The organism is Arthrobacter sp. 05L428 (assembly GCF_056397665.1).
Map to the genome: position 1 here is coordinate 186,500 of NZ_JBFTNW010000006.1, position 16,668 is coordinate 203,167.

A 16,668-nucleotide genomic window follows, 5' to 3' on the forward strand; every position below is an offset into this window, starting at 1 on the left:
AGGACTTCCCATGAACCAGAACGCCAACATCCCCGTCATCCTCGGCGGCGCCCGGACACCTTTCGGCCGCTTCCGCGGCGGCCTGACACCCTTCTCGTCCAGCGAACTGGGCGCCCACGCCATCCGTGCCGCGCTGGAGCGCACCGGTGTCTCCCCGGAACAGGTCGGCGCGGTCATCGTCGGACAGGTCATCCAGGCCGGAGCAGGCCAGGGCCCAGCGCGCCAGGCCAGCCTGGCCGCCGGCATCGGCTGGGACGTGCCCACCGTGACGATTAACAAGCTCTGCCTCTCCGGGCTCACGGCCGTCATCGACGCCGCCAGGATGATCCGGGCCGGGGAGGCCGACTTCATCGTCGCCGCAGGCCAGGAATCCATGACCAACGCCCCGCACCTGGTCCCGGGGCTGCGCGCAGGTGTCGTCATCGGTGACGCACCCATGCTCGACTCCCTGAACCACGACGGCCTGCAGGACCCGGTCAGTGGCAAGCTGATGGGCGAAGCCACCGACGCAGGAAACGCCGAGCGGGGCATCAGCCGGGCCGAGCAGGACGCCGTCGCGGCCCGCTCCCACCAGCGCGCCGAGGCGGCACGCGCCGCCGGGGTGCTTGCGGAGGAAATTGCGCCCATCCAGGTGCCGCAACGCAAGGGGCCCGCCCTGACGCTGGAACACGACGAGGGAATCCGGCCGGAGACCACCGCCGAATCCCTGGCCCAGCTCCGGCCCGCCTTCTCGAAAGACGAAGCGGCAACCATCACCGCCGGTTCGGCCTCGCCGCTTTCCGATGGCGCCGCCGCGCTGGTGATTGCCAGCAAGGCCGCGGCCATCGCCGCCGGCCTGGACTGGATCGCCGAAATCGGCGCCCACGGCCAGACCGCGGGACCGGACGGATCCCTGCACTCCCAGCCGGCCCGTGCCATTGAACGCGCCTTGTCTCAGGAGGGGCTCACCGCCGGGGACCTCGACCTGGTCGAAATCAACGAAGCCTTCGCCTCGGTCCTCATCCAGTCAGCCAACGACCTCGGCATCGAGACCGACGTCGTCAACGCCGACGGCGGTGCAATCGCCCTCGGCCACCCGGTGGGGGCTTCGGGCGCCCGCCTGGTCCTGCACCAGGCGCTGGCGCTGAAGCGCCGCGGCGGAGGCACCGGCGTCGTCGCCCTCTGCGGCGGCGGCGGCCAGGGCGATGCCCTGATCCTCAAAGCTTAATCAACCCTACGAAGAAGCAGGCCATGACCAACACCACCACGGGCGACGGCTTCGCCACCATTTCCGTTGCGGCGATCCTGGCGGAATCCGCCAAGCGGACGCCGGACAGCGTTGCCCTCATCGTCGGTGACGACGAAACCAGCTACGGAGATCTGTGGCGTGAGACGCGCGCCTACGCCGGGGCGCTCCGGGCGCGCGGCGTCGGCCCGGGGGACGCCGTCGCCGTCCTGATCCCCAACGTCCCGGATTTCGCCCGCGTCTATTACGCCGTCCTGTCGCTGGGAGCCATTGTGGTTCCGGTGCACGCCCTGCTCAAGGCACGCGAAATCGAATACGTCCTCCAGGACAGCGGCGCCAGAATGTTGATCTGCGCCGCCGCGCTGCTCAAGGAAGGTGCCGCCGGCGCCGCCAGCACCGGCGTCGATGTCCTGACGGTCATGGCGCCCGACGACGACGGACTGCCGCGGCTCGAGGCCGAGGCCGCCGCGGCCGAGCCCATCCGCAGCTACGTCCCGTGCCGTCCCTCGGACACCGCCACCATCCTCTATACCTCCGGCACCACCGGCAAACCGAAGGGCGCCCTGGGCACGCACTTCGCCCTGGTGGAACAGACGTCCGTGATCCTGACCAGCGTCATGGACTTCAAGCGGGGCGACGTTCTCTTCGGCGGCCTGCCGCTCTTCCACACCTTCGGCCAGACGGTTGTCCTCAACGCCGGTCTCCGCGCGGGTGCCACGATCGTGATGATGCCACGCTTCAGCGGCGAGGGCGCCCTGGCGCTGCTGGACCGGCACAAGGTCAATATCTTTGTCGGGGTACCGACGATGTACGTGGCGCTTCTGGAAGCGGCCAAGACGACGGCGGCCCGCCCGGCCGCTCTCCGTTACGGCGTCTCCGGCGGGGCGTCGTTGCCGCTTGCGGTGATGGACAAGTTCCGCGACGTCTTTGGGGTGGAGATCCACGAAGGGTACGGCCTGACCGAAACGTCCCCCGTCGCCGCGTTCAACCACGTAGGCACGGCACCGAGGCCCGGCACCATCGGGATCCCGATCTGGGGCGTCGACATTGAAATCGCGCGCGCCGAAACTGTCGAAAGCATCGAACTGCTGCCGACCGGCGAACTCGGCGAGCTCGTCGTCCGCGGCCACCTGCTGATGAAGGGGTACTTGAACCGACCCGAGGCCACCGCCGAGGCCGTCGTGGACGGCTGGTTCCGGACCGGGGATCTTGGCACCAAGGACGAGGATGGCTACCTCACCATCGTGGACCGCAAGAAGGACATGATCATCCGGAACGGCTACAACGTCTACCCCCGTGAGGTCGAGGAAATTCTCCTCTCTCACCCCCAGGTTGTCAGCGCCGCCGTCTATGGAATCCCGCACGATGTCCACGGCCAGGAAATTGCGGCCGCGATCGTGCTCGATGCGGGGGCCGCCACCACCGAGACCGAGCTGATCGACTTCGCAAGCGCCCAGCTGGCTGCATACAAGTATCCGCGCGTCATCAGGCTGCTCACGGAACTCCCGCTCGGCCCCAGCGGGAAGATCCTCAAGCGGAGCCTGGCCGCCGAGTCCCCCGGGGTCTGAGGCCGGTTGCGGCGACGGCGGGCAGGCCGGGTGGCATTGACGCTTATCGATATACTGACGGTAAGTGTCTCACTCAAGTCGGCGCGCCCCTGCCGGGGACCGTCCCGGTGTGAGCCAGCCAAGGAGAACTTCATGTCTGCTGCCCGAAGCCTTGAGCCGGCCGGACGCTGCGGCGGCTCGACAAGCTGCTGTGAGGTTCCGGCGTGAAATTTCTCGAGAATGCTCCGCGGTTCGTCTTCTTCACCGGCAAGGGTGGCGTAGGGAAAACGTCCATAGCGTGCGCAACAGCGCTAAGCCTCGCGAGGACCGGCCAGAGGGTCTTGTTGGTCAGCACCGACCCGGCCTCCAACGTCGGGCAGGTCTTCGGCCTGAGCATCGGGAACACGGTCACCCCCATCCCGGGCGCGCCGGGTCTCTCTGCCTTGGAAATTGACCCGGAGCAGGCCGTCGCGGCCTACCGGGAACGGATCCTCGCGCCCGTCCGGGGGCTCCTGCCCGAGTCGGAACTGGCCGGCATCGCCGAGAGCCTCTCAGGTTCGTGCACCACGGAGATCGCCTCCTTCGACGAGTTCACCAACCTACTCGCCGACGACAGCTCCTACGGGGAACATGACCACATCATCTTCGATACCGCCCCGACGGGCCACACGCTCCGCCTGCTGCAACTGCCCGGCTCGTGGACCGATTTCCTGGCGGCCGGCAAGGGCGACCCGTCCTGCCTGGGCCCGCTGTCAGGACTCGAGAAGCACAAACAGGTGTACGCCACGGCAGTCCGGGCCCTCACCGATCCGACGAGGACCCGGCTTGTCCTGGTCACGCGTGCGCAGACTTCGTCCCTGAGCGAGATCGAGCGGACATATCTCGAACTCAACCAGATCGGAATCGGGGGCGGTTACGTCGTCGTCAACGGCCTCCTGCCGGAAGCCGGAGGCGAGGAGGAACTGGCGCGGGCCCTGAGGGCCCGCGAGTCCGCAGCCCTGGCCGCCATACCGGACGCGGTCGCCGGGCTGCCCCGCGATGTCCTGGAGCTGAAGCCGGGCAACATGGTCGGCATTCCGGCACTTGAGTCCCTGTTCGTAGCCACTTCCGACGCCGGAATCACGGCGGATGCGGCCCGGGTGACGGAAGTCCACGACGCCCCGCTGGCCGCCTTGGTGAACGAGTTGGAATCCGACGGCCACGGCCTCGTGCTGTGCATGGGCAAGGGCGGAGTCGGGAAGACCACCGTCGCTGCCGCCATCGCCGTCGCGCTGGCCAAAAGGGGCCATGTGGTCCACCTCACCACGACTGACCCCGCAGCCCATCTGACCGAAACACTCCACGGTTCCGTGAAGGGCCTGACGGTCTCGCGCATCGATCCGGAGGCGGCCATCCAGGAGTACCGCAGCCACGTCATGGCGACCAAAGGCCGGACCCTGGACGAGGAAGGACGTGCGGCGCTGGCCGAGGACCTGCTGTCCCCGTGCACCGACGAGGTGGCCGTGTTCCGCCAGTTCTCCCGGGTGGTGCAGGAGTCCCGCCGGCACTTTGTTGTCATCGACACCGCGCCCACCGGCCACACCCTGCTGCTCCTGGACGCCACGGGCTCCTACCACCGCGAAATTGCCCGCCAGGTCGGCGATACCATGGGGTTCGTAACGCCGCTCATGCGGTTACAGGACCCGGCACAGACCAAGGTTGTTCTCGTCACCCTGGCCGAACCGACGCCGGTGCTCGAAGCAGAGGAACTGCAGGCTGACCTGGAAAGGGCAGGGATTCATCCCTGGGCCTGGGTGGTCAACAACTCGATCGCCGCCGCGCACCCGGAAACGCCGTTCCTGCAGGCCCGCGCCGCGAGCGAAGTCGAACAGATTTCCAAGGTGCGGACCCTGACGGGCCGGGTAGCCCTCATTCCGTTGCTGCCCGACGAGCCCATCGGCGAAGACAAACTATCGGCCCTGACCGCCCTCAGCTCCCTGCCCGCCTGAGCTGGATCCGGGCCCGGCCTTCGCCGCAGCCCGGCTAGCCCGTCGGGCCCCGGTCCAGCAGCGCCTCGAGGTCCCGGGCCGTGGCATCCAGCCTGGCGATCGTGTCCCGCTGGATCGACCGCAGGTACTCGGCATCGGACTCGCCGTCCTGTACCCAGTCCTCATCTCCCGGTGCATCCATTGCCCGGCGCGTGTTGGCGGTCGCGATCCTGACATTGTCCAGCATCGCGCGCAAGCGGTCCTCAGTGGTGGGGGTCTCGGTCTTCATGTGTCCTCCTTGCCTTTGGTCCTGTTGCCAGGTCCCAGGGACTACCTTCCCCGTCGGCGCGTCGGCAGCACAAGAACTAAAAGACCCGGGTGCGCCGTTCAATCAGGACGGTGTCCTGCCACTGACCCGCGGCGGGACCATAAGCCATCCGGGCAATCTTTTCCCGCCGGCCGACCACCCTGAATCCGTGGGCAAGGTGCAGGTTCAGGCTCTGCTCGTTTTCAGGGAAGACGCTCGCCTGGAGGGTCCAGATGCCGTCCCGTTCCGTCGAAGCGATCAAGGACCGGAGGAGGACGGATCCAATCCGCCTGCCGCGTGCCGCCTCGGATACGTAAATGGAATGTTCCACCACGCCGGAGTAAACCGGGCGGCCGGATACGGCGGAGACGGCCGCCCAGCCGAGGATCCCGGCATCGGGCGCCTCCGCCACCAGGCGGTGGGACGCAAGCCGCGAACCGTCAAAACGGGACCAGTCCGGCGCCTCGGCCTCGAACGTCGCCTGCCCGGTCGCGATTCCCTCGCTGTAGATCCGCCGGACGTCGGGCCAGTCCGATTCCCGCATCGGCCGGACAGTGACGTCCGGCGCGGCGGCCGCGCTCACAGGGAAGCCAGCAGGCCGGCCGTCTGCTCAAGGGCCCCGGGAACCAGCGAGTAATAAGCCCAGGTGCCGCGCTTCTCACGGTGCAGCAGGCCGGCGTCGACCAGAATCTTAAGGTGGTGCGACACGGTGGGCTGGCCCAGGTCAAGCGGCTCGGTGAGATCGCAGACGCACGCTTCCCCGTCGCCGGTGCCCTTGACGATGGAGAGCAGCCGGAGCCTGTTGGGGTCCGACAGGGCCTTGAAGACGAGGGCCTTTCGCTGGGCATCCTCTGCACTGAGGACCGGCTGGCCGGACGGTGCACAGCAGGCCTCGTCAAGGGCCGGTTCAAGGGTTTGCAGAGAGTTCATGCCTCTATTATGCACATTGATTGACATTCATCGATATAGTTGGCGATACTTCATATCGACAAGCATCAATTTATCGTAGCGCTGCACAGACAGCCCTGCACCAAAACGGCCGCGCCAGCGGAGCCACAAGCAGAACCGCGCCAGCGCAGCATAGGAGTTCCGTGAGCATCCAGACCGACCAGTCGCCCGCCCCTGAAGGTGAGGCTGCCCTCGCCGGCAAACTCTCCACCGTGGACCGTTTCCTCCCGGTGTGGATCATTGCCGCCATGGTCCTCGGACTGCTTCTGGGCAGCTTCATCCCGGGCCTGAACACCGCGCTGGAGGCGGTCAAGGTCGGCGAAGTGTCGCTGCCGATCGCCGTCGGCCTGCTGGTGATGATGTACCCGGTGCTCGCGAAGGTCCGCTACGACCAGACGCACCGCGTCATCGGCGACCGCAAACTGATGGTTACCTCACTGGTCCTGAACTGGGTGCTGGCCCCGGCGTTCATGTTCGCCCTGGCCTGGCTCTTCATCCCGGACCTGCCCGAGTACCGCACCGGGCTGATCATTGTCGGCCTGGCCCGCTGCATCGCGATGGTCATGATCTGGAACGACCTTGCCTGCGGCGACCGGGAAGCCGCCGCCGTGCTGGTAGCCATCAACTCCGTCTTCCAGGTCATCGCCTTCGGTGCGCTGGGCTGGTTCTACCTTCAGCTCCTGCCGTCCTTGCTTGGGCTGCCGACCACCAGCGCGGACTTCTCCTTCTGGTCCATCACCGCCTCCGTGCTGGTGTTCCTGGGGGTCCCGTTGCTGGCAGGCTTCCTGACCCGCACCATCGGCGAGAAAGCCAAGGGCCGCGACTGGTATGAAGGCACCTTGCTCCCCCGGCTCGGCCCGTGGGCGCTGTACGGTCTGCTTTTCACCATCACCTTGCTCTTCGCCCTGCAGGGCGGGACCATCACGTCCCGGCCATTGGACGTCGCCCGGATCGCCTTGCCGCTGCTGGTCTACTTCCTGGTCGTGTTCGGCGCCGGGATGCTGGTCGGCAAGCGGCTGGACCTCGGCTACGCGAAGACCACCACGTTGGCATTCACGGCTGCCGGCAACAACTTCGAACTCGCCATCGCCGTGGCGATCGGTACCTTCGGCGTCACCTCGGGTCAAGCCCTGGCCGGCGTCGTCGGGCCCTTGATCGAAGTCCCCGTCCTCGTTGCACTGGTTTACGTGGCCCTCTGGGCCCGCAAGCGCTACTTTGGCCCCCACCCCCTTTCCGCCTAACCCCACAAACTTCAGGAGAACACCATGAGCACCGACACCGCCAAGAAGCCCTCAGTCCTTTTCGTTTGCGTCCACAATGCCGGCCGCTCCCAGATGGCCGCCGCCTTCCTCACCACCCTCGGCGAAGGCCGGATCGAGGTCCGCTCCGCCGGCTCGCAGCCCGCGGAGAAGGTGAACCCCGCCGCCGTCGAAGCCATGGCCGAACTCGGCATCGACATGTCCGCCGAGATCCCCAAGGTCCTCACCACCGAGGCCGTGAAAGAGTCCGACGTCGTCATCACCATGGGCTGCGGCGACACCTGCCCGATCTTCCCCGGCAAGCGCTACGAGGACTGGGAACTCGAGGATCCGGCGGGCCAGGGCGTCGACGCCGTCCGGCCCATCCGCGACGAAATCAAGTCCCGCATCGAGGGCCTCATCGCTTCCCTCACCCCCGCCGCCAAGTAGCCCCAACCGGAAGAAACAGAGGACACCATGGCTGTAGCCACAACCCTTCCCGTAGCTGTCATCGGAGCCGGGCCGATCGGCCTCGCCGCGGCAGCCCACCTGCTCGAGCGAGGCCTCGATCCGCTCATTCTTGAGGCCGGCCCGACCCCGGCAGCCGCCATCGAGCAGTGGCGCCACATCCGGCTGTTCTCGCCGTGGCAGTACAACACCGACGCCGCCGCCGTCCGCCTGCTCGCCGCTACCGGCTGGGAAGCTCCTGAGCCGACGGCGCTGCCCACCGGCGGCGACCTCATCGACCGGTACCTCACCCCGCTGGCTTCACTCCCGGCGATCGCGTCACGCCTGCACACCGGCGCCCACGTCGTCGCGGTAACCCGTCTGGGAATGGACAAGACCCACAGCCGGAACCGTGACACCACCCCCTTCGTGGTCCGGGTTGAACACGCCGACGGCGAAGTCCGCGACTACCGGGCCGCCGCTGTCATTGACGCCTCCGGCACCTGGTCCACCCGCAACCCGCTCGGAACCTCGGGATTGCCCGCCGTCGGCGAAGCCGCCGCTGCCGGCCACATCTCCTCTCCCCTGCCGGACGTGCTGGCACGCCACCGTGGGGCCTTTGCCGGCCGCACCGCCGTCGTGGTCGGCGCGGGACACTCCGCCGCCAACACCCTGATCAACCTCTCCGAGCTCGCAAGCGAGGAGCCCGGGACGAAGATCGTCTGGGCGATCCGCGGCGCTTCGGCAGCCAAGGTCTACGGCGGCGGCGACGCCGACGGTCTCGCCGCCCGCGGCCAGCTCGGCAGCCGGCTCCGCGCCCTGGTGGAGGACGGCACCGTTGAGCTGCACACCGGCTTTGGTATCGCGGGCCTCGCCGCCGACGACGCCGCCGTCACTCTGACCGCCGCCGACGGCCGCACCCTCGTCGCCGACGTCGTCGTTCCGGCCACCGGGTTCCGCCCGAACCTCGACATGCTCCGGGAACTCCGGCTGGAGCTGGACCCCGGCGTCGAGGCACCGCGGGAACTCGGCCCGCTGATCGACCCCGAGTTCCACTCCTGCGGCACCGTGGAACCGCACGGCGCCAAGATGCTGGCCCACCCGGAGCAGGATTTCTACATCGTGGGCATGAAGTCCTACGGCCGGGCACCGACCTTCCTGCTGGCCACCGGCTACGAACAGGTCCGCTCCGTCGCGGCCGCCCTGGCCGGGGACCGTGAAGCCGCCGACACCGTCCAGCTCGAACTGCCGGAAACCGGGGTCTGCTCCTCGGACATCGGCACCAGTTGCGACGTCCCGGCCGCGGCAACGGGTTTCGTGGCGGAAACCTCCGGCGGCTGCTGCGGGGCGCCCGAGCCCGTACTCGTCGGGTTCCCCACCGGCCTGGCGCACGGCCGCTCCGGCGATAACTGACCACCCGACCGGGACCTCCCGTTGCCAACGCACGCTCCCACCCCGACCCTCGTCGCGGAGGGCGCACCGCGTGGCGGCCTCGCCGCACTGTGCATCACCCAGACGACCGGGTGGGGCGTGCTCTATTACGCGCTAATCGCCGCGGTCCGGCCCATCAGCGGGGACACCGGCTGGGATCCCGCCGCGGTCACGGGAGCCTTTTCCGCAGGACTGCTGGTCTCCGCGGTGGCCGGCATCTTTGTGGGCAGGATCCTTGACCGAACCGGACCGCGCGCGTTGATGGTTGGCGGGTCCCTGATTGGCACAGTGGCTATGCTTCTCGTGGCTGCGGCGCCGAGCCTGCCGGTGATTCTGGCCGCGTGGCTGCTTGCCGGTACCGCGCAAGCCGCAGTGCTGTATCAGCCGGCATTCACAGTGATCAGCCGCTGGTACGGACCCGCACGCATCAGGCCCCTGACCGTCCTGACCCTCGTGGCCGGATGCGCGTCCACGATCTTCGCCCCTGCCACCGCCGCCCTGACCGCCCTATTCGGCTGGCGGGCCGCCTTTGTCATCCTCGCCGGGAGCATGGCGATCATCACGGTTCCGCTGCATGCCCGATTCCTCAACCACAGCTGGTCCCCGGCGACCGCCAACACGAACGCCGGGGACCGCCGTGCGCTGGCGCGGGATGTCCGGCGAAGCCCGGAATTCCTCGGCCTGCAGGCCCTCATGGCCCTCCTGTGCCTCGGGCTCTACACCGTGACCCTGAACATCATCCCGCTGTTGCTGGAAAAGGGCGCCGACTACGCCACGGCCGCTCTGGGGCTTGGCCTGGTGGGCGGCGGGCAGGTGGCTGGCCGGCTGCTGTTCGCCGCCATCCCGGCCGGCGCCCGGCTGCCCGGCATCACCGGCACGGCGGCGGGTGCCATCCTCCTCCTGGCGGCGCTGCCCGGCCCGGTGCCGGTACTGATCGCGGCCGGGATGGTCGCCGGCGCGGTCCGCGGGTGCCAGACCCTGCTGCAGGCCACGATCGTGGGTGACCGCTGGGGCACCCGGAGCCTGGGCACGCTGCAGGGGATCTTCTCGGCCCCGCTGACAGCAGTTACCGCCATCGCTCCGGCGGCGGGACCCATGCTGGCGGCCGGACTGGGCACGTACACGGGCATGACGTACGCCGCGGCCGGCACGGCAGCCGTCCTCGCCGCCGTCGTGAGCCAGCGCAGAGTCCGGCCGCACGCAATCAGCTGAGAAGCGTCGGCGTCCGATCCCGCCTTCAGGCGCCATACTGAGGCCATGGGCCCGGAATCCCTCCGCACCGCGACCCGGGACCGCGGGCCCCTCGGAGGGCCGGGGAACTGAGGCAAGGGAGCGCAGACCATGGATCCGACGAAAGACGGGATCACAACCGGGTACCGCCACGCCATCCACGACCTCGCCGCCTGGCTGGGGAGCGCCACGCCCGCGGAACTTCGCCGGAAGAGCGCCGGCACCCGGTGGACCAACGAGGAACTCCTGTTCCACATGGTGTTCGGCTACATGGTCGTCCGTGCCCTGCTTCCCCTCGTCCGGGTGGTCAGCCGGCTCCCCAGGCCGGCAGGCACTGCCTTCGCCACAGCACTGAACGCCGCCACGGGACCCTTCGATGTGGTGAACTACTGGGGTTCGCGCGCCGCCGCCCTCGTCTACAACAGGCGCCGGATGGCCAGGAAACTTGAAAAAACTGTCACCGCGCTGATACGGCACCTGGAACGTGAGGACCCTGCCTCGCTCGCCAGGACCATGCCGTTTCCGGACCGGTGGGACCCGTTCTTCAAGCCGGTCATGACCCTCAACGACGTCTACGCCTACCCCACCCTTCACTTCGATTTCCACGCCAGGCAACTGAGCCTCCGCCCGCCGGACAGAGCAGGGAAGCGCTGACGGCGTGGGCCGACCCAACCCGTCCCGGCCCGAGGCGTGAGGCCACGATCCCCCGCATCGTGTGCGACGCTGGTTGCATGGACCTTGAGGTGTCGCCCGCGCTCACGATTCCCTCGTCCGAACTCCGCTGGCGGTTCTCGCGTTCCTCCGGGCCGGGAGGCCAGCACGTCAACACTTCGGACAGCCGCGTTGAACTCTCCTGGAACATCGCCGCCTCGGCAGCGCTCACGGACGACCAACGCGTGCTGCTGCTCGAACGGCTCGGACGACGGCGCCTCATCGGCGGGGTGGTCACCGTGACCGCATCGGAGCAACGGTCCCAGTTGCGCAATCGCGAGATCGCGCTGGCGAAGCTGTCCGAGCTCGTGGCTGCCGGCCTTGCCCCGGAAGCTGCTCCCCGCCGGCCGACCAAACCCACGCGGGGCTCGAACCGCCGCCGCCTCGCCGCAAAGGAACAACGGGCAGCGACAAAACGCCAGCGAAGGCGGCCTTCGGCGGAGTAGCGCGGCAGGCCCCGTCCGCACGCGGCGCCCCCTGTCGCCGCAGGCGGGCATTGGCTAAAATCAGGGTCCCCGGTCAATCGACCCGGGACCCCGGCGGTTCGGCCCGGCCGAAAGCCCGCCGGGCTGAGCAGAGAGGCCAGCCATGGACTTCGCCCCGGCCAATGAGCATCCTCTGGATCCCTTCCCTTATTACCAACGCATGCGGGAAGCAGCGCCCGTCTTTCACGACGAGCAGTCGGGCAGCTGGCATGTCTTCCGGTACGACGACGTGCAGCGGGTGCTCTCCGAACACGCCACGTTTTCCTCGCGGATGCGTGGCGACGATCCTTCCGAGGCAGGACACCTGTTCGAGTCCAGCCTCATCACCACCGACCCTCCCCGGCACCGGCAGTTGCGCTCCCTGGTGACGCAGGCGTTCACGCCGAAAGCCGTGGACGCGCTTGCACCCCGCATCACGCAGCTCACCACCGAACTCCTCGGCGGGATCGCTTCACTCGGGACGGCGGACCTGATCCAGGCACTGGCGGTTCCGCTGCCGGTGATCGTGATCTCGGAACTGATGGGCGTGCCCGCCGAAGACCGTGACCGGTTCAAGCAGTGGTCCGACGTTATTGTCAGCCAAACGCGGACCGGCGCGATGAATGAGGACCACCGGGCCACCAATCTTGAGATGACGGCGTACTTCCTGGACCTGATCGAACAGCGTCGCAGCCGGCCCGGCAATGATTTGATCAGCAACCTGCTCTCCGCCGAGATCGACGGGCAGAAACTTAGCGTGGTCGAACTGCTGGGTTTCTGCAGTCTGCTGCTGGTCGCCGGCAATGAAACAACCACCAACCTGATCGGCAACGCCGTGCTCTGCTTCACTGAAGCGCCCGGCACCATCGATCGGCTGCTGCAGGAACCGGCGCTGCTCCCCCAGGCCATAGAAGAGGTACTCCGCTTTCGGTCGCCGGTGCAGTCCATGTACCGGATTGCTGTCGCCGACACCACCCTCGGCGAAGTTCAGATTCCGGCCGGCGCCCCGCTCGTGGCCTGGATCGGTTCCGCGAACCGCGACGAGCGGCAATTCCAGCGGGCGGCCGAGTTCGACGTCGACCGGGGCCAGCTCCGGCATCTGGCGTTCGGCCACGGCGTTCACTTTTGTCTCGGGGCCCCGCTGGCCAGGTTGGAGGCAAGGATCGCGCTGGAGGGCATCCTGTCCCGGCTGCCCGGCCTGACGCTGGCCCCGGGAGCGAGCCTGGAACGGATGGACAGCAGCATCGTCTATGGGCTGAAGGCGCTGCCGGCCAGCTGGCAGGCAGCCTGAACGCAGGGGCGTGCAGTTCCGGGGTGCAAGGCCTAGCCTTTATCCCGGTTTTCGAACTCCTCGTCCATCTCGAAACTCCGGAACTCTGTCTCCGGGTTCGGCTCGCCCTCAGCCACCACCTCGTGGTCCAGTTGACGCTGGATTTGGCTGTCCAGGATCTGCAGTTCCTGGTCGGACACCTTGTCCAAGTGCTCCGGAAATGGTTCTTCCGGCGTCAAGTGAAGATCTTCTGCTGCCATGCCCACTCCACTTCTACGTCGAAATCCGGGCCCGTTCCCTGGTAGGGGCGGCGGCGGATAGGGACAAGTATAGACGCGACCCGGCTCCGCTTGTCGCTCATGAGTACACCCCATCCACGCACTCGACATCTGCGCCGACCCCTGATGCGCACCCTGCTGGGCCGGAGCATACTGGGGGCATGAGTGAGCGTGACGACTTCCTTGCCTGGGTCAAGACCGCGCTGTACCAAGCGGAACTGGCGCTCCACAATGGCGACTCTGCTCCCCGCCGGGCGCTCTGGTCCCGCAACGAGCCTGTGAGCGTCCTAGGGGCATGGCGCAACGCGCTCGGGCAGCATCAACTGGATGAGCTGTTCGCGGGGCTCGCGGAGAGCTTTTCCGCCTGCACGTCCTACGCCTTCGAACTTCAGGCGTATGACGTGGTGGGCGACATGGCCTACACCGCCGGTTTGGAACACACCTCTGCCTCCGTCGACGGTGAGCCGCGGACCTACACCCTGCGGGCCACCCAGGTGTACCGACGCGAAGATGGCGAGTGGAAAGTCGCGCATCGGCATGGCGACACCGTGAGCGGGGACTAACCCCGCCCTATCTAACCTGGGGATACGATCCCAGCTCGTACGGGTCGTCGTAGACGGACCAGCGGATCGGTGGCCTGAGATCGAGGTTGCCGGCCTCCAAAAGCCCGTTGTGAATGTCCTGGCGCCCGTGCTTCTGATAATCGCCCCAGGCTTTCAGGATCTTTACCCGGTCCTTCACCACGGCTGCGAGGTACTTGGACTCGTCCCCGCCCTGGGCCGGAGGGCGTTCGGCCTTACGGGCTGCGGCCAGGATGCCGCCGAAAGACTCGTCGTCGTCCCCGGGACCATGGTTGACCGAGACGTCGTAGTAGATCGCAAGCCCCAGCGGCCCGACGCCGTCCCGAACGGCCTCTTCAAAGGCCGGCTGCCAGTACACCCGGTCCCGTTCCGCCTGCTGGGCCAGCTGGAAGGCCGGGTCACTCGCGGCCCTCTTCCAGTCGGCCGTGAAGCCAGGATCAAGTAGTCGATGACTCAAGGCAGGGCGTTCCTTGTAGGGCGCTTCCATAATCTGCTCCAACTGCGGCAGGTAGCGCGCCAGCGGATTCCCCGGGGCGGCACTTTCGTAGGCACGGACCAGCTCGAGCATATCGCCGGTGCCACTGCACCAGCCCACCAGCCCACCGGTGTAGCCACGTCCGTCGTCGATGTCCTCGATGTATCCGAAGGAAGTGGTCCAGTCAGGAGTGGAGTTCTCGGCGGTGGAGGTGAGCTGGAGCGCTATCTCCTTGTACACCGGGTTGGCGATATCGGCCCGGGATTGGGTCTCGGTATTTACCTGCTGGTCTTTTCGTCCCCAAAGTCGCTCAAACATCAGACCTCCCGAAGTTGTCTTGGCGCCGAGCCTAGCAGCCGGCCAGCCGGCGTAACAGGGTCTGTCCGGCCCTGTGCACCGTGGCCAAGACCCGCCTTTGCTGTTCCATTCGGGCGGCACGTGATTTGGGTATCGTCCACGCCTTGCGGCGGTCCGCCGCGTTTGTAGACTGAACCGGGATCCACCTATTCGGTTGGCAGGGTACGGGAGTGAACATGGCTACTTTTCGGGAACTTCACCACGGCGCGGCGCCGCTCTTGCTGCCCAATGCGTGGGACGTCGGATCCGCCTTGGCCTTTGCGACAGCGGGATTCCCGGCCATCGGCACCACCAGCTTTGGCATTGCGGCAAGTGCCGGCCTCCCGGACGGAGGCGGGTCCAGCAAGGCGGCAACCTCCGCCCTGGTTGCCCAACTGTGCCGCCTTCCGGTCCACATCACGGCGGACATCGAGGACGGTTACTCCGACGACCCCGCCGAGGTTGCCGAATTCGTGGCTCAACTGGCGGCCCATGGCGTGGCCGGGGTCAACTTGGAGGACAGCACGGTCGGACACCTTGTCGATCCAGCAGCCTTTGCCGAGAAGGTTGCCGCCGTCAAACAACGCAGCCCGGCCGTGTTCATCAACGCCCGGGTAGACAACATCTGGTTCGGCGAAGAAGCCACAGTGGATGCCGTGCTGCTCCGTGCCGGTCTTTACGCCGACGCCGGGGCGGACGGGATCTTCGTGCCCGGGCTGGCGGTCCCGGAGGACATCCGGGCCGTCACCGCCGGCATTGCGCTGCCGGTCAACGTGCTGGCACATCCCTCGCTGACTGTTGCCGAGCTGGGTGAGCTGGGGGTCCGGCGGGTGAGTTCCGGCTCCCTGCCCTACCGCGCAGCGGTCGACGCGGCGGTCAACGTGGCCAGCGCCCTGCGCGATGGCAAGAAGCTCCCACCCGCTACCCCGTATTGGGAGATGCAATCGCGCCTGGTGTCATTTAGCCAACGCCTCACGGATTGAGGGCGACGGGCAGCTGATTGCCGCCGTGGTCATCGCTCGGCGCGCGATCCGGGCTCGTGCCCGGTACCGGCGTAGTAAGCAGCAGCCATGTCCTGCTTGGAGCGGCCCTGGGACGCGACCCGTTCGAGGCGCGCGGCGGACGCCTCGACACCGTCGAGCCGAAGACCCTGTTCGCGGGCGGCGTCGATGATGAGGCGGGCGTCTTTCAGCGACGTATCGACCGCAAAAGACGCCGGTTCCAGCCGGTCATCGAGAATGAGTCCGGCCTTGGTGCGCAGGAAGGGCAGATCGAGGCCGCCGCCGTCGATCAAGTTGAAGAATTGCTGCGGGTCCACCCCGAGCGCCTCGGCCAGGGCAAGGATCTCACCGGCGGCATTCGAGGCGGCGATGACCCAGCTGTTCACGACGAGCTTCAGCCGCGTTGCCGAGCCCGCGGCCGGGTCCTGACCAGTCCAGACCGTGCGCGCCCCGATGGCGTCCAGTACGGGTGCCACGCGCTCGCGCACAGCTTCCGGTCCCGCCGCGATCACCAGGAGCTGGCCGGCCTCGGCAGGCTCGCGGGTGCCGGAAACGGGCGCTTCGACCAAGTCGAGACCGGCCTCGTTGGCCAGGTCCGCAAGGGCTGCGACGTCGTGCACACCGACAGTCGTGGACTGCACCCAGGCGGTGCCCCGCCGGACTCCCGCGGCTGCCTGTCGGATCACGTCGGTCACGGCGGCAGCGTCAAAGAGCATGGTCACCACAACGTCCGCGCCCGCAACAGCCTGCGCCGGGGACACGGCGACCTGGGCTCCGGCGTCGGCGAGCGGGGCGGTCTTGGCCTGGTCGCGGTTCCACACGTGGACCTCGTGCCCGGCCCGCAGCAGGTTGCGGGCCATCGCTGCCCCCATGATGCCGGTTCCCAGCACCGCCACCGTGCGTTTCGTGTCCATCCTGTGGTCCTCTCGATCGTTGTACAAGCGGCCTTAGCGATCCGCGTCGGTGTAACGCCCCTGGCCGCCCCAAGCAGACATCCTACCGATCACGGTGTGGACGTCGGCGTAGCTGCCCGGGCGTCCCGCGGGCGCGGTCTTCCCTTTGGTCAGGACATCGACGTCGGTGTAACTGCCGGGCAACGGCTTGTTCGCCGACGCAGGGCGCTGAAGCGTGTTGGTGTCGGTGTAAGCGGCCTTCCTGGCCTGATCACGCAGGGGCTGGGGAACAGTTAAAGTACTCAAGAAAATCTCCATT

19 protein-coding genes are annotated in these 16,668 nt (G+C 67.6%); 12 read left to right on the plus strand and 7 right to left on the minus strand.

Translation table 11 applies throughout. The features are described 5' to 3' along the window. Nucleotides 1–10: 10 nt before the first annotated feature. The 3 genes from AC1DH3_RS12720 (at nucleotide 11) to arsA (ending at nucleotide 4,760) form a co-directional block, all read left to right on the plus strand. Entirely contained in the window at nucleotides 11–1,207 is a 1,197-nt protein-coding gene (locus AC1DH3_RS12720) for an acetyl-CoA C-acetyltransferase (protein ID WP_476909443.1), read from the plus strand. Nucleotides 1,208–1,230: 23 nt separating this feature from the next. Further along, nucleotides 1,231–2,793, plus strand: coding sequence for a long-chain-fatty-acid--CoA ligase (locus AC1DH3_RS12725; RefSeq protein ID WP_476909444.1), 1,563 nt, complete (start codon nucleotides 1,231–1,233; stop codon nucleotides 2,791–2,793). Between the two features lie 203 nt (nucleotides 2,794–2,996). Further along, on the plus strand, nucleotides 2,997–4,760 hold the full coding sequence (arsA, locus tag AC1DH3_RS12730) for an arsenical pump-driving ATPase (RefSeq protein ID WP_476909445.1): 1,764 nt from the start codon (nucleotides 2,997–2,999) through the stop codon (nucleotides 4,758–4,760). Nucleotides 4,761–4,794: 34 nt separating this feature from the next. Here the strand turns inward: arsA and AC1DH3_RS12735 are convergent, their stop codons facing one another. The 3 genes from AC1DH3_RS12735 to AC1DH3_RS12745 form a co-directional block, all read right to left on the minus strand. Continuing rightward, on the minus strand, nucleotides 4,795–5,028 hold the full coding sequence (locus AC1DH3_RS12735) for a hypothetical protein (protein WP_476909446.1): 234 nt from the start codon (nucleotides 5,026–5,028) through the stop codon (nucleotides 4,795–4,797). Nucleotides 5,029–5,104: 76 nt separating this feature from the next. Then, nucleotides 5,105–5,629 carry an N-acetyltransferase family protein gene (locus AC1DH3_RS12740; protein ID WP_476909447.1) on the minus strand — a complete coding sequence of 175 codons (525 nt, stop codon included), beginning with the start codon at nucleotides 5,627–5,629 and terminating at the stop codon, nucleotides 5,105–5,107. Continuing rightward, nucleotides 5,626–5,976: an ArsR/SmtB family transcription factor gene (locus AC1DH3_RS12745; protein ID WP_175322642.1), complete on the minus strand. Its 351-nt coding sequence runs from the start codon at nucleotides 5,974–5,976 to the stop codon at nucleotides 5,626–5,628. The genes AC1DH3_RS12740 and AC1DH3_RS12745 overlap by 4 nt, the downstream gene beginning before the upstream one ends. A gap of 167 nt (nucleotides 5,977–6,143) precedes the next feature. Here AC1DH3_RS12745 and arsB point away from each other — a divergent pair, with 167 nt between their 5' ends. The 7 genes from arsB to AC1DH3_RS12780 all read left to right on the plus strand — a co-directional run bounded on the left by arsB (nucleotide 6,144) and on the right by AC1DH3_RS12780 (nucleotide 12,806). Continuing rightward, entirely contained in the window at nucleotides 6,144–7,235 is a 1,092-nt protein-coding gene (gene arsB, locus AC1DH3_RS12750; protein WP_476909473.1) for an ACR3 family arsenite efflux transporter, read from the plus strand. Between the two features lie 24 nt (nucleotides 7,236–7,259). Further along, nucleotides 7,260–7,682 carry an arsenate reductase ArsC gene (locus AC1DH3_RS12755; protein ID WP_441418603.1) on the plus strand — a complete coding sequence of 141 codons (423 nt, stop codon included), beginning with the start codon at nucleotides 7,260–7,262 and terminating at the stop codon, nucleotides 7,680–7,682. Nucleotides 7,683–7,709: 27 nt separating this feature from the next. Continuing rightward, the gene (locus tag AC1DH3_RS12760; RefSeq protein ID WP_476909448.1) at nucleotides 7,710–9,092 is read left to right on the plus strand and encodes an FAD-dependent oxidoreductase; all 1,383 of its coding nucleotides are present in this window, start codon (nucleotides 7,710–7,712) and stop codon (nucleotides 9,090–9,092) included. Between the two features lie 21 nt (nucleotides 9,093–9,113). After that, nucleotides 9,114–10,322: an MFS transporter gene (locus tag AC1DH3_RS12765; RefSeq protein ID WP_476909449.1), complete on the plus strand. Its 1,209-nt coding sequence runs from the start codon at nucleotides 9,114–9,116 to the stop codon at nucleotides 10,320–10,322. Nucleotides 10,323–10,451: 129 nt separating this feature from the next. Next, a complete protein-coding gene (locus AC1DH3_RS12770; RefSeq protein WP_476909450.1) occupies nucleotides 10,452–10,994 on the plus strand; it encodes a DinB family protein in 543 nt (180 codons plus the stop codon). Between the two features lie 77 nt (nucleotides 10,995–11,071). Beyond that, nucleotides 11,072–11,497 (plus strand): alternative ribosome rescue aminoacyl-tRNA hydrolase ArfB, encoded by a 426-nt coding sequence (gene arfB / locus AC1DH3_RS12775; RefSeq protein ID WP_476892626.1) that lies wholly within the window; start codon nucleotides 11,072–11,074, stop codon nucleotides 11,495–11,497. 199 nt (nucleotides 11,498–11,696) lie between these two features. Beyond that, the gene (locus AC1DH3_RS12780; protein WP_476909451.1) at nucleotides 11,697–12,806 is read left to right on the plus strand and encodes a cytochrome P450; all 1,110 of its coding nucleotides are present in this window, start codon (nucleotides 11,697–11,699) and stop codon (nucleotides 12,804–12,806) included. Nucleotides 12,807–12,838: 32 nt separating this feature from the next. Here AC1DH3_RS12780 and AC1DH3_RS12785 read toward each other — a convergent pair whose 3' ends face one another. After that, nucleotides 12,839–13,045 carry a hypothetical protein gene (locus AC1DH3_RS12785; RefSeq protein WP_476909452.1) on the minus strand — a complete coding sequence of 69 codons (207 nt, stop codon included), beginning with the start codon at nucleotides 13,043–13,045 and terminating at the stop codon, nucleotides 12,839–12,841. A gap of 179 nt (nucleotides 13,046–13,224) precedes the next feature. Here AC1DH3_RS12785 and AC1DH3_RS12790 point away from each other — a divergent pair, with 179 nt between their 5' ends. Further along, complete coding sequence (locus AC1DH3_RS12790; RefSeq protein ID WP_476909453.1) at nucleotides 13,225–13,626, plus strand: nuclear transport factor 2 family protein; 402 nt, start codon at nucleotides 13,225–13,227, stop codon at nucleotides 13,624–13,626. 7 nt (nucleotides 13,627–13,633) lie between these two features. On the opposite strand, the gene AC1DH3_RS12795 is transcribed toward AC1DH3_RS12790, so the two are convergent. Beyond that, nucleotides 13,634–14,437: a chitosanase gene (locus tag AC1DH3_RS12795; protein WP_476909454.1), complete on the minus strand. Its 804-nt coding sequence runs from the start codon at nucleotides 14,435–14,437 to the stop codon at nucleotides 13,634–13,636. A gap of 215 nt (nucleotides 14,438–14,652) precedes the next feature. Here AC1DH3_RS12795 and AC1DH3_RS12800 point away from each other — a divergent pair, with 215 nt between their 5' ends. After that, nucleotides 14,653–15,438 carry an isocitrate lyase/PEP mutase family protein gene (locus AC1DH3_RS12800; protein WP_476909455.1) on the plus strand — a complete coding sequence of 262 codons (786 nt, stop codon included), beginning with the start codon at nucleotides 14,653–14,655 and terminating at the stop codon, nucleotides 15,436–15,438. A gap of 29 nt (nucleotides 15,439–15,467) precedes the next feature. Here AC1DH3_RS12800 and AC1DH3_RS12805 read toward each other — a convergent pair whose 3' ends face one another. Next, complete coding sequence (locus AC1DH3_RS12805) at nucleotides 15,468–16,370, minus strand: NAD(P)-dependent oxidoreductase (protein ID WP_476909456.1); 903 nt, start codon at nucleotides 16,368–16,370, stop codon at nucleotides 15,468–15,470. 33 nt (nucleotides 16,371–16,403) lie between these two features. Beyond that, nucleotides 16,404–16,655, minus strand: coding sequence for a hypothetical protein (locus tag AC1DH3_RS12810; RefSeq protein WP_441418592.1), 252 nt, complete (start codon nucleotides 16,653–16,655; stop codon nucleotides 16,404–16,406). Between the last annotated feature and the right edge of the window lie 13 nt (nucleotides 16,656–16,668).